The sequence below is a fragment of the Streptomyces sp. NPDC001532 genome (genome assembly GCF_040298625.1).
Lineage (GTDB): Bacteria > Actinomycetota > Actinomycetes > Streptomycetales > Streptomycetaceae > Streptomyces.
Genome location: NZ_JBEPAL010000001.1, coordinates 355,167 through 367,475, shown reverse-complemented (window position 1 = coordinate 367,475; position 12,309 = coordinate 355,167). Strand labels below are relative to the sequence as shown.

At 73.4% G+C, this 12,309-nt stretch carries 9 protein-coding genes; 5 read left to right on the top strand and 4 right to left on the bottom strand.

Annotated elements, in window-relative coordinates; genetic code table 11:
• Positions 1 to 88 precede the first annotated feature (88 nt).
• Positions 89 to 466, bottom strand: coding sequence for a hypothetical protein (locus ABT232_RS01635; RefSeq protein ID WP_351834297.1), 378 nt, complete (start codon positions 464 to 466; stop codon positions 89 to 91).
• Positions 467 to 592: 126 nt separating this feature from the next.
• Here ABT232_RS01635 and ABT232_RS01630 point away from each other — a divergent pair, with 126 nt between their 5' ends.
• The 5 genes from ABT232_RS01630 (at position 593) to ABT232_RS01610 (ending at position 8,410) form a co-directional block, all read left to right on the top strand.
• Positions 593 to 1,453 carry a serine hydrolase gene (locus ABT232_RS01630; RefSeq protein WP_351834296.1) on the top strand — a complete coding sequence of 287 codons (861 nt, stop codon included), beginning with the start codon at positions 593 to 595 and terminating at the stop codon, positions 1,451 to 1,453.
• A gap of 53 nt (positions 1,454 to 1,506) precedes the next feature.
• A complete protein-coding gene (locus tag ABT232_RS01625; protein ID WP_351834293.1) occupies positions 1,507 to 2,553 on the top strand; it encodes an esterase-like activity of phytase family protein in 1,047 nt (348 codons plus the stop codon).
• A gap of 135 nt (positions 2,554 to 2,688) precedes the next feature.
• Entirely contained in the window at positions 2,689 to 6,405 is a 3,717-nt protein-coding gene (locus ABT232_RS01620) for an ABC transporter ATP-binding protein (protein WP_351834292.1), read from the top strand.
• Positions 6,406 to 6,494: 89 nt separating this feature from the next.
• Entirely contained in the window at positions 6,495 to 6,884 is a 390-nt protein-coding gene (locus tag ABT232_RS01615) for a hypothetical protein (protein ID WP_351834289.1), read from the top strand.
• A 98-nt stretch (positions 6,885 to 6,982) separates the two neighbouring features.
• Complete coding sequence (locus tag ABT232_RS01610; protein WP_351834287.1) at positions 6,983 to 8,410, top strand: S28 family serine protease; 1,428 nt, start codon at positions 6,983 to 6,985, stop codon at positions 8,408 to 8,410.
• 26 nt (positions 8,411 to 8,436) lie between these two features.
• Here ABT232_RS01610 and ABT232_RS01605 read toward each other — a convergent pair whose 3' ends face one another.
• From ABT232_RS01605 to ABT232_RS01595, 3 genes are all read right to left on the bottom strand, one after another.
• Positions 8,437 to 9,075, bottom strand: a complete 639-nt coding sequence (locus ABT232_RS01605) for a hypothetical protein (protein WP_351834285.1) — start codon at positions 9,073 to 9,075, stop codon at positions 8,437 to 8,439.
• Positions 9,076 to 9,217: 142 nt separating this feature from the next.
• Positions 9,218 to 11,044, bottom strand: a complete 1,827-nt coding sequence (locus ABT232_RS01600; RefSeq protein WP_351834283.1) for a glycoside hydrolase family 3 protein — start codon at positions 11,042 to 11,044, stop codon at positions 9,218 to 9,220.
• A 310-nt stretch (positions 11,045 to 11,354) separates the two neighbouring features.
• Positions 11,355 to 12,272, bottom strand: a complete 918-nt coding sequence (locus ABT232_RS01595) for a LysR family transcriptional regulator (protein ID WP_351834282.1) — start codon at positions 12,270 to 12,272, stop codon at positions 11,355 to 11,357.
• Between the last annotated feature and the right edge of the window lie 37 nt (positions 12,273 to 12,309).

The window sequence follows — 12,309 nt, the reverse complement described above, 5'->3', positions numbered from 1 at the left end:
CGTGCCGGTCCGGCGTGGGTGCGGGCTGTGCCGTGGCTGGCGCTTTCCTGTGAACGCGCGGTGTCCGCGCCCGGTCGCGCGGGCCGGGTCAGCTCAGCAGGCCGCCGAACTTCTCCTCGTACGCGCTCCGCTGGGCCTCGCGGCCCCGGTCGAAGGCCTCCTGCTCCGCCTCGCCGAAGTTGCCGGTCGGGATGCCGCCGGACGGCAGGAAACCGGGGATGGCCTGGAACAGCTCGGTGGCCGCCGCCGCCCGGGCCTCGTTCTGCCAGGCCTTGGCCGCGTGCAGATGCTCACCGACCTGGCGCAGCAGCCGCTGGAACTTGTCCCGGGGCCCGTTGGTGACCACCCGGTGCGCCGCGCCCGGCCGGCCCAGGCCGTCGGTTCCGGTGCCGATCCGCTCCAGCGCGCCCAGCGTGGCGTACAAGCGCCCGCACAGCTCCGCGACGTCCCGTTGGCTCTGCCCCATCGCCACCCCTCCCGGGGCTCTCCCTACCCGTGACCGTGAGCCGCGGAACACCCGTACAACCGTGCGCCCCCACCGCGAGTCAACCTTCGCGCATCCCTACTGACTCCCAGCGGACGGGGAACCCCCATGACGCACGGCAGATCCCGCCACGCCCGCCTGATCGGCACGGCCGCCGCCGCGGGCATCCTCATACCGGTGGTGGCGGCCGCCTCCCCCGCCGCGGCCGCCACCCCCACCGTCACCTGCACGTCCGGCACGCCGGGCCTCGCCGAGCAGCTGCGGAAGGACATCACCGCCGCGCTCGCGGGCCGCCAGGGCACGGTCGCCGTCGGCCTCCACGACCGTACGACCGGCACCACCTGCACCCTGCGTCCCACCACCGCCTACGACTCCGCCAGCGTCGTCAAGGTGACCGTGCTGGCCGCGCTGCTGTGGGACGCGCGCAAGCAGGGCCGGTTCCTCACCGAACGCGAGAACTCGCTCGCCACCGCCATGATCACCAAGTCGGACAACGCGGCGACCAGCACGCTGTGGAAGCAGCTCGGCATGACGAAGATCAAGGGCTTCCTGGCCGCCGCCGGCATGACCCAGACCAGGCCCGGCGCGGACGGCTACTGGGGGCTGACGCAGATCACGGTGACCGACGAACAGCGGCTGCTGCGGCTCGTGACAGTGAAGAACACGGTCCTCCACGACAAGTCCCGCCTGTACATCCAGCGGCTGATGAGCCAGGTGGTCTCCTCGCAGCGCTGGGGCACCCCGTACGGCGCGCCCGCCGGCGTCTCCGTCGCCGTCAAGAACGGCTGGCTGTCCCGTGCGACGCACGGCTGGCGGGTGCACAGCGTGGGCGCCTTCAAGGGCGGCGGCCACGACTACACGATCACCGTGCTCACCCATGGCAACAGCACGATGAACTACGGCATCACCACCATCCAGGGCGTGGCCAAGGCCATCCACCGGGACCTGGCCGCGGTCCGGACCGGCTGACGCTTCACCGGGCCGACTCCCGGCCGTCACCGCCCCGCCCTACGGTGGCGCCCATGCGTCTGCGAACCGTACTCGCCACCGTCACCGCCGGGCTCGCGGCGGCCACCTGTCTGACCGCCGCCGGACCGGCCGCCGCGAGAACCGCTCCTCCCGCGCAAGCCGCCCCTCCCGCGAACGCCTGTTCGTCCACCGTCGCCGTCGAACGCTTCTCCGACGCGCTCGACAAGACGACGTACCAGGGCACCTTCGTCGGCAACTTCTCGGCGCTGGCCGTGGACCGGGACGGCTCGTTCGCGGCCGTGTCCGACCGGTCGGCGCTGTTCTCGCTCGACCGCCGTACGCTCCAGCCGCGCGCGGTGCGGCAGCTCGCCGACGAGAGCGGAGCCGCGCTGGACTCCGAGGGGCTGGTCGTGGACCGCGACGGCACCTACCTGGTCTCCTCGGAGACCGAGCCCTCGGTGCGCCGGTACTCCCGCGACGGCCGCGTCCTCGACCGCCTGCCGGTGCCGGACGCCCTGCGCGTCGCCCCGGCCGGCCGGGCCGCCGTCAACGGCACCTTCGAAGGGCTGACGCTGTTCCGCGGCGGCCGTACCCTCGCCGCGTCCATGGAGTACGCCCTGTCCGGCGACAGCGCGGGCACCGTCCGCGTGCAGACCTGGCGGCGGGCCGCGGACGGCCGCTTCGGCCTGTCCGCCCAGTACGCCTACCGGGCCGACCCCGGTCTCGGCGTCCCGGAGATCACCGCGATCCCGGACGGCCGCCTCCTCGTCCTGGAGCGCGGCTTCACCTCAGGCGTCGGCAACACCGTCCGCCTCTATGTCGCCGACCCGCGCCACGCCACGGACACCGCCGGCATCGCCTATCTGACCGGCCAGGACGGCGTGCGGCCGATGCGCAAGACGCTCCTCGCCGATCTCGTCGACTGCCCGGACCTGGGCGCCACCGCCAAGCAGCCGCAGCCCAACCCGCTGCTCGACAACATCGAGGCGATGGCGGTCACCGGCCGGACGAAGGACCGGCTGGACGTGCTCCTGGCCAGCGACGACAACCAGAACGCCGCCCAGACGACGCGCTTGTACGCCCTCCGCGTGCGCCTCTGACCGCGTCCCCGGCCATCCAGAGACCGGCCCCGAGACCGTCCCCGACCGTCCCCGAGTGTTGCGGAGGGATGAAATCCGCTTCCGTCCGCGTTGGTGCCTTCCGGAAGATCAGGCGAAAAATCGGAGGGCACCGGCGTGACACGGCAACGGGGATGGGCGCACAGACTGGCCGGGTACGCCTGGCGCTACCCCAAGGACGTCGTCCTCGCCCTCGGCTCCTCCCTCGGCGGCATGGCCGTCATGGCCGTCGTACCGCTGATCACCAAGGTGATCATCGACGATGTCGTCGGCGAGCGGAGCCGGGACATGGCGCCCTGGGCCGGCGCCCTGATCGGCGCCGCCCTGCTCGTCTACGTCCTCACCTACATCCGCCGCTACTACGGCGGCCGCCTCGCCCTCGACGTCCAGCACGACCTGCGGACCGAGATGTACGGCACCATCACCCGCCTCGACGGACGGCGGCAGGACGAGCTGTCCACCGGGCAGGTCGTGGGACGGGCCACCAGCGACCTCCAGCTGATCCAGGGCCTGCTGTTCATGCTCCCCATGACCATCGGGAACTTCCTGCTCTTCCTGATCTCCCTGGTGATCATGGCGTGGCTGTCGATCCCGCTCACCCTGGTCGCCCTCGCCGTCGCGCCCGCCCTGTGGTGGATCGCCCGGCGCAGCCGCAGCAAGCTGCACCCCGCCACCTGGTACGCGCAGGCCCAGGCCGCCGCCGTCGCGGGCGTGGTCGACGGCGCCGTCAGCGGCGTCCGCGTGGTGAAGGGCTTCGGGCAGGAGGACCAGGAGACCGGCAAGCTGCGCGAGGTCGGCCGGCGGCTGTTCGCCGGGCGGCTGCGGACCATCCGGCTGAACTCCACGTACACCCCCGCCCTCCAGGCCGTCCCCGCCCTCGGCCAGGTCGCCATGCTGGCGCTCGGCGGCTGGCTGGCCGTGCGCGGCGACGTCACCCTCGGCACCTTCGTCGCCTTCTCCACCTACCTCGCCCAGCTCGTCGGCCCGGTCCGGATGCTCGCCATGGTCCTCACCGTCGCCCAGCAGGCCCGGGCCGGCACCGAACGCGTCCTGGAGCTGATCGACACCGAGCCGACGCTCACCGACGGCACCAAGGAACTGCCCGCCGACGCTCCCGCGACCGTCGAGTTCGACGACGTCGCCTTCGGCTACGACCCCGGCCGGCCGGTCCTCGACGGCCTCTCCTTCGAGATCCGCCCCGGCGAGACCCTCGCCGTCGTCGGCTCCTCCGGCTCCGGCAAGTCCACCGTCTCCCTGCTGCTCCCGCGCTTCTACGACGTCACCCGCGGCGCGGTGCTGATCGGCGGCCACGACGTGCGCGAGCTGACCCTGGACTCGCTGCGCGCCGCGATCGGCCTGGTCCCCGAGGACTCCTTCCTCTTCTCCGACACCGTCCGCGCCAACATCGCCTACGGCCGCCCGGACGCCACCGACGAGGAGATCGCGAAGGCCGCCCGCGCCGCCCAGGCCGACGGCTTCATCGCCGAGCTGCCCGACGGCTACGACACCGTCGTCGGCGAGCACGGCCTCACCCTCTCCGGCGGCCAGCGCCAGCGCGTCGCGCTCGCCCGCGCGATCCTCACCGACCCGCGGCTGCTGGTCCTCGACGACGCCACCTCCGCCGTGGACGCGCGCGTGGAGCACGAGATCCACGAGGCGCTGAAGCAGGTGATGGAGGGCCGCACCACCCTGCTCATCGCGCACCGCCGCTCCACCCTCAACCTCGCCGACCGCATCGCCATCCTCGACGGCGGCCGGCTCGCCGACCTCGGCACCCACGACGAACTCCAGAAGCGCTCGGCCCTGTACCGCAGGCTGCTCACCGACCCGGACGAGCTGGGCGGCGTCTCGCCGGGCCACGCCCCGAAGGCCGCCGTGCGGGACGAGGACACCTCCGTCCGCGAGGAGCTGGACGCCGAGTTCGACGCCGAGCGCGGCGTCACCCCCAGGCTGTGGACCGGCGACCGCGAGCCGAAGGACACGGCCCTGGCCGGCACCCCGGCCACCCCGGAGCTGCTGGCCCAGGTCGACGCGCTGCCCCCGGCCACCGACGTCCCGGACGTCGACGAGGCGCGGGCGGTGCGGCCGGAGGAGTCGTACGGCCTGAAGCGGCTGCTCGGCGGCTTCGGGCTGCCGCTGCTGGTCAGCCTCGCCCTGGTCGCGGTCGACGCCGGCATGGGGCTGCTGCTGCCCGTCCTGATCCGGCACGGCATCGACAGCGGTGTCTCCGAGATGGCCCTCGGCGCGGTGTGGGCGGCCTCGCTGCTCGCGCTGGCCGCGGTGCTCGCCCAGTGGGTGGCGCAGGTCGGCGAGATCCGGATGACCGGCCGGACCGGCGAGCGGGTGCTGTACTCGCTGCGGCTGAAGATCTTCGCCCAGCTCCAGCGGCTCGGGCTCGACTACTACGAGCGCGAGCTGACCGGCCGGATCATGACCCGGATGACCACGGACGTCGACGCGCTGTCGACGTTCCTCCAGACGGGCCTGGTCACCGCGTTCGTCTCGGTCGTCACCTTCTTCGGGATCATGGGCGCCCTGCTGGTGATCGACGTGGAGCTGGCACTGGTGGTGTTCGCGACGCTGCCGCCGCTGATCGTGGCCACCTTCTTCTTCCGCCGGTCCAGCGTGAAGGCGTACGAACTCGCCCGTGAGCGGGTGTCCGGGGTCAACGCCGACCTCCAGGAGACCGTCGCCGGGCTGCGGATCGTGCAGGCGTTCGGGCGGGAGCGGGACGGCGGCAGGCGGTTCGCCGAGCGCAGCGACAGCTACCGGCAGGCCCGCATCCGCGGCCAGTGGCTGATCTCCGTGTACTTCCCGTTCGTGCAGTTCCTGTCGTCGGTCGCGGCGGCCGCGGTGCTCGCCGTGGGCGCGGGGCGGGTCGACGCGGCCACCCTCACCACCGGCGCGCTGGTCGCCTACCTGCTCTACATCGACCTGTTCTTCGCGCCGGTGCAGCAGCTCTCCCAGGTCTTCGACGGCTACCAGCAGGCCACCGTGTCGCTGGGCCGCATCCAGGAACTGCTCCGCGAGCCCACCTCCACCGGCTCCGCCGACGAGCCCCTCGACGTGCTCTCGCTGCGCGGCGAGATCGCCTTCGAGGACGTCAGCTTCGCCTACGGCGCCGAGGAGGAGGCCCTGACCGGCATCGACCTGCGCATCCCCGCCGGGCAGACGGTGGCGTTCGTCGGCGAGACCGGCGCGGGCAAGTCGACGCTGGTGAAGCTGGTGGCCCGGTTCTACGACCCGACCGGCGGCCGGGTCACCGTCGACGGCACCGATCTGCGCGCCCTCGACCTCACCTCCTACCGGCACCGGCTCGGCGTCGTCCCGCAGGAGGCGTACCTCTTCCCGGGCACCGTCCGCGACGCCATCGCCTACGGCCGCCCGAACGCCACCGACGCCCAGGTGGAGGCCGCGGCCCGCGCGGTCGGCGCGCACGAGATGATCGCGCGCCTGGAGGGCGGCTACCTCCACGAGGTCGCCGAGCGCGGCCGCAACCTCTCCGCCGGGCAGCGCCAGCTGATCGCGCTGGCCCGCGCCGAGCTGGTCGACCCGGACATCCTGCTCCTCGACGAGGCCACGGCCGCCCTGGACCTGGCCACCGAGGCCCAGGTCAACCAGGCCACCGACCGGCTCGCGGGCCGCCGCACCACCCTGGTGGTCGCGCACCGCCTGACCACGGCCGCCCGCGCCGACCGGGTGGTGGTCATGGACCACGGCCGGGTCGCCGAGGACGGCACCCACGACGAGCTGCTGGCGCGCGGCGGACGCTACGCCGAGCTGTGGCGGACCTTCGTCGGGGCGCCCGAGGAGGAGGCCACGGTCGCCGGCTGACCGGAACCGCGCAACCATCCGGCGTACGCCGCGCGTCCGTACTTCCGTACGTCGATCTGCCGAGGGGCGCGGCGCGGGAGGGGACGACTGTGGACTCGGGTGCGATACGGCGCCGGCTGGCGCTCGGTCTGTCCGTACTGACCGTCTCCGCGCTGTTCGCGCTCGCCGCGCCCGCCGAGGCGCACGCGGCGGCCGCGCCCTGCCCGGGCCGCAAGGTCAGGACGCTGCCGTTCCCCACCGGTTCGGTGCACGTCTACAAGAGCGGCGGCTACGTCTGCGCGGCCACCTACGCCGCCGACCCCGGCCCCCGGCGGACCATGTCCGTCAGCGTGCGGGCGCGCGGCCACCGGCCCGTCCCGTACCAGGGCAGGCACCGGCACCACACCCCGGGAGTGAAGGTGTACGCCGGGCAGCGCTGTGTGTGGGTGAACGGCTCGGTGGGGCGCGGCTCGGTCAGTTCCGGCTGGATCCTCTGCTGAACCGGCACGCCACCGTGGCCGATATCGAACTCCCCCTGGTGCGAGCGGTGTTGCTCCGATAGCTTCCGGCGCACATCTGTTCTCACAGGGGAGGGTGCATGCGCAAGGCGCTCAGATGGCTGCTCGCGCTCACGGTGCTCATAGGCACGCTGAGCACGGCGGGGACGGCCACCGCCGTCCAGCCGGAGGCCGACGGCTCCACGGACATCAAGGAGAGGCTGCTCTCCGTGCCGGGGATGAGCCTGGTCGAGGAGAAGCCGTACCCCGGCTACCGCTTCTTCGTCCTGAACTACACCCAGCCGGTCGACCACCGCAGGCCCTCCGCGGGCACGTTCCAGCAGCGGATCACCGTGCTGCACAAGGACGTCTCCCGGCCGACGGTCTTCTACACCGGCGGCTACAACGTCTCCACGACGCCCAGCCGCCGCGAGCCGACCCAGATCGTGGACGGCAACCAGGTCTCCATGGAGTACCGGTACTTCACGCCGTCCCGGCCGGCCCCGGCCGACTGGACCAAGCTGGACATCTGGCAGGCGGCCAGCGACCAGCACCGCATCTTCAAGGCGCTCAAGCCGCTCTACGACAAGAAGTGGCTGTCCACCGGCGGCTCCAAGGGCGGCATGACCGCCACCTACTACGAGCGCTTCTACCCGCGTGACATGGACGGCGTCGTCGCCTACGTCGCCCCCAACGACGTGGTGAACAAGGAGGACTCCGCCTACGACCGGTTCTTCGCCACCGTCGGCACCCAGGAGTGCCGCGACCGGCTGAACGGCGTGCAGCGCGAGGCGCTGGTGCGGCGCGAGGCCCTTGAGGAGCGGTACGCGAAGTACGCGGCGGACAACGGCTACACCTTCGACACCGTCGGCAGCCTCGACAAGGCGTACGAGGCGACCGTGCTCGACTACGTCTGGGGCTTCTGGCAGTACAGCCTGCTGGCGGACTGCGACACCATCCCGGCCGACGCGAAGAACGCGACGGACGACGAGCTGTGGACCTCCATCGACACCATCGCCGGGTTCTCCTTCTACACCGACCAGGGCCTGGAGCCGTACACGCCGTACTACTACCAGGCGGGCACCCAGCTCGGCGCGCCCACGATCCACTTCCCGCACATCGAGAAGAAGTACGTCCGCTACGGCTACCTTCCGCCGCGCTACTTCGTCCCCCGCGACATCGAGATGCGGTTCCAGCCGGGCGTGATGCGGGACGTCGACACCTGGGTCCGCCACAACGCCACCCGGATGCTCTTCGTCTACGGCGAGAACGACCCGTGGGGCGCCGAACCGTTCCACCTCGGCAAGGGCGCCCGCGACTCCTACGTCCTCACCGCTCCCGGCGCCAACCACGGCGCCCGCGTGGCCGGTCTGGCCGAGGACGAGAAGGCGCTGGCCACGGCCAGGATCCTGGAGTGGGCCGGGGTCGCCCCGGCCGCCGTGCTGGACGACGCCTCGAAGGCGAAGCCGCTGGCGGCGTTCGACGCCAAGCTGGACAAGAGGGGCGCGGAGCGGACGCTGCGTCCGTGACCCGGCGCTGTGCCCGCTCCCGTGCATCACAGGGGGCGGGCACAGCCCACCGGGTTCTCCCCGCCCAACTGCACGTAGAGCGCGGTCGACGGCGGGCAGTCCGCGCGTTCGCCGACCGCCTTCGTCACCTCGTACTCGGGCGCGGTCCCGCCCTCGCCGTCGCACCGCGTCTCGCGGACCTCGCCGTCGCCGGAGCCGTAGACGCAGTCGCCGACGACGGTGCGCGGGCCGCCGCCACCGCCGGGATCGCCCGGGTGCGGCGGCTGGAGGGACCGCATGCAGGCGTAGCCCTGCGGGACCGCGCCGTCGCCGTCCTCGTCGGAGGCGGGCCGCTGTTCGCTGATGTGCAGCACGAAGTCGGTGGTGGCGGGGCACGGCGGCCCGTCGCCCACCGTGCCGTCGTGCCGGGCGACGACCCGGGCCGCGGCCCGCTCGCTGCCGCACGACACCTCGGTGAAGCTGGTCGTGCCGAACGAACTGCACTCGCCGACGCCCAGGAACGTCACCCCGTACCCCGAGGGCCGCACTCCGGCCGCCGGTGCGGCGGAGCCCGCCGCCGGGGCGCCGGTGTCGTCGTCCGCGGCCGGGAGCGGTCCCTGGCAGGCCGTCAGCACCGCGACCAGCAGGGCCGGTGCGGCCCGGCGCACGGCACGTCTTCCACCCATGTCCATCCCCCCAACCCCCGTCCAGCGTGACCCGCCGCGGCGTGCACACGCCAGACACGCAGGGTGCTTTGCGACGAACGGGGGTGTTGCGCCAGGTGTGTGACGTAGGTGTTGTACGTCCAGGACCGCAACCGGTGTCCGACTAGTACGACAACCCGTGCCCGACGGGGTACAGCACCTGGGCCGGATCGTCCGCCCGCGGCACCGGCACCGGCAGCTTCCCGCGCGGCTCGGCCGCCCCGGCGATCACCCGCGCCGCCGCCCGCACCTCGACGTCCGTCCAGGAGTAGGCCGCGAGGCAGGCGCGCACACCGGGCAGCTGGGCCACGTCGTAGGGGTTGCGCAGGGCCACCGCCACCACCGGCCGGCCGGTCGCCAGCAGCCGCTGCACCAGCGTCCGCTGGGCGCCGGCGGCGGTGACGTTGTACGTGCCGACCACGATCGCGTCCGCCTCCGCGGCCGCCGCGACGGCCCGCTCGATCACCGCGGCGGACGGAGCGGTGCCGGTGGACAGCGCGGTCGCCGTGAAGCCCAGTTCGGTCAGTGCCGAGGCCAGCACGCCGGTCGGCGGCCCGGTGGTGGCGGACGGGGAGGCCGGGTCGGCGCCGACCACCAGCAGCCGGGGCCGCTCGCGCGGGCTCAGCGGCAGCAGCGCGTCCTCGTTGACCAGCAGCGTCGTCGTCCGTTCGGCGATCCGGTCGGCCGCCGCGAGATGGGCGGCCGTGCCCACCACGCGGTCGACGGCGTCGCCGCGGGAGTACGGGTCGTCCAGCAGGCCCAGCTTCGCCTTCAGCCGCAGCACCCGCAGGATCGATTCCTCCAGCCGTTCCTCCGTCAGCTCCCCGTCCTGGACCGCCTTCAGCACGGCGTTCCAGGCGAGGTCCAGCTTGGGCGCGTTGAGCAGCTGGTCCACCCCCGCCTTCAGCGCCAGCACCGGCACCCGGTCGTCGCCGTACTTCTGCCGTACGCCCGCCATGTCGAGCGCGTCGGTGACCACCACCCCGTCGAAGCCGAGCTGTTCGCGCAGGATGCCGGTGAGGATGGGCCGGGACAGGGTCGCCGGGTCGCCGGAGTCGTCGAGGGCGGGGACCAGGATGTGCGCGGTCATGATGGAGTCGATGCCGGCCTCGATCGCGGCGCGGAACGGCGGCGCGTCCAGCGTCTCCCACTGCTCGCGGGTGTGCCGGATGACCGGGAAGCCGTAGTGGCTGTCGGTCTCGGTGTCGCCGTGCCCGGGGAAGTGCTTGGCGGTCGCCGCAACCCCCGACCGCTGGTAGCCGCCGACCTCCGCCGCGACCAGCTCCGCCACCGCCCGCGGGTCGGAGCCGAACGAGCGCACCCCGATCACCGGGTTGGCCGGGTTGACGTTCACATCGGCGACCGGCGCGTAGTCCTGCCGGACGCCCAGCGCGCGCAGCTCCCGGCCCGCGATCCGGCCGAGCAGGCGGGCGTCGCGGCGCGAGCCGCCCGCGCCGACCGCCATCGCGCCCGGGAACAGCGTGGCGGGCTTGCCGATGCGGGCGACGATGCCGTGCTCCTGGTCGGTGGAGAGCAGCAGGGGCAGGCCGCGCGGCAGGGCCAGCGCGGTGCGCTGGAGGCCGTCGGAGAGGTCGGCGATCTGCCGGGGGCTGCGCGTGTTGTGCGCCCAGGCGAAGTAGATGACGCCGCCCAGGCGGTACCTGGCGACCAGCTCGGCGGCGGTGCGGACGCCGAACTCCCTGAGGTTGGCGTCGATGTCGGCCTGGTCGGGGGCGGTGGCGGAGTGGCCGTAGGCCCGGGAGACGAAGAGCTGCCCGACCTTCTCCTCCAGGGTCATCCGGGAGATGAGGCCGCGCAGCCTGTCGTCGCTGTGCGCATGGGCCGGGCCGCCGACGGTGAGAGCGGCGGTGACGCCGGCGGTGGCAGCGAGGACCGTGCGTCTGGAGGGCCTCGCGGTGTTCCCGGTGCTTGCCGTGCTGGTGTGGTGCACGTGCGCTCCTTCCGGAGGAGGTCCGCTGAAGGAAACTTCCAAGAGGTCACCAATATCCGGGAAGTTTCTGCCAGTCAAGGGAAAGCACAGTACCCAGCGAGGGGCCGCCACCGGCGCATTGGAGGGGGGCGCGCCGATGGCGGCATGCTGCCGGCCGCGGTACGGCGGAGAGGGTGGTCGGCGGTCGCAGCCAGCGGCGAGGCCGACACCGCACCCACGGAGACTCTCCGGCAGTCCGGCGGTTGGACGAAGGGGGCTCGGGGCGGGTTCCCGGAAGGCCGCCGATCCGGCGAAGTCGGTGCCGCAGGGGTCAACGGGACGGCTGCGGCGCCGGGTCGGGCCAGTGCGCGCACAGCGTGCGCACCGTCTCCTCGATCGCCGGCCGCCCCGCCGACCCGGACCGCCACAGCGCGTACAGCCGCCGCACCGGCGTCGGATCGAGCGGCACCTCCACCACCTCGGCCGGCAGCGCGCCCCGGCCCAGCCGGGGGATCAGCGCGATGCCCAGCCCGGCGGCGACCAGGGCCACCAGGGTCGGATTCTCGTCGGCCTGGTGGACGATGTCCGGCTCGTGCCCGGCGGCGCGCAGGGTCCGCGTCAGCCAGTCGTGGCAGACCCGCCCCGGTGGCTGGCACACCCACCGCTGGCCGCCCAGCTCCGCCCGCCGCACCCGCTCCCGCCCGGCGAAGGCGTGGCCCCGCGGCACCAGCAGCGTGCACGGGTCGTCGCCGATCACCGCCTGCTCGACGCCCGGCGGCACCGGCAGCGGCGCGATGTCCCAGTCGTGCACCACCGCCAGATCGACCGCGCCCTTGGCCACCATCCCCACCGACAGATGCGGGTCGACCTCGCTGAGCCGGGCGTCCAGGCCGGGGTGGCGTACCGCCAGGTCGGCCAGGACGCCGGGCAGCAGGCCGCGCGCCGCCGAGGGGAACGCGGCCACTGTCAGCCGCCCGGCCGGGACGCCGCGCCGCTGCTCCAGCTCGGCCTCGGCGCGCTCCACGATCGCCAGCAACCGCTCGGCGGTGACCACGAGTTGCCGGGCCTCGGCGGTCAGCCGCACCCCGCGCCCCGCGCGTTCCAGCAGGGTCGTGCGGGTCTCCCGCTCCAGCTTGGCGATCTGCTGGGAGACGGCGGACGGGGTGAAGCCGAGGGCGGCCGCGGCGGCACCGACCGAGCCGTGCACCGAGACGGCGTGCAGGGCGCGCAGACGTTGCAGATCGAGCATGGGGCCTCTCCGGTCGCCGGACGGCAGTACCGGATTC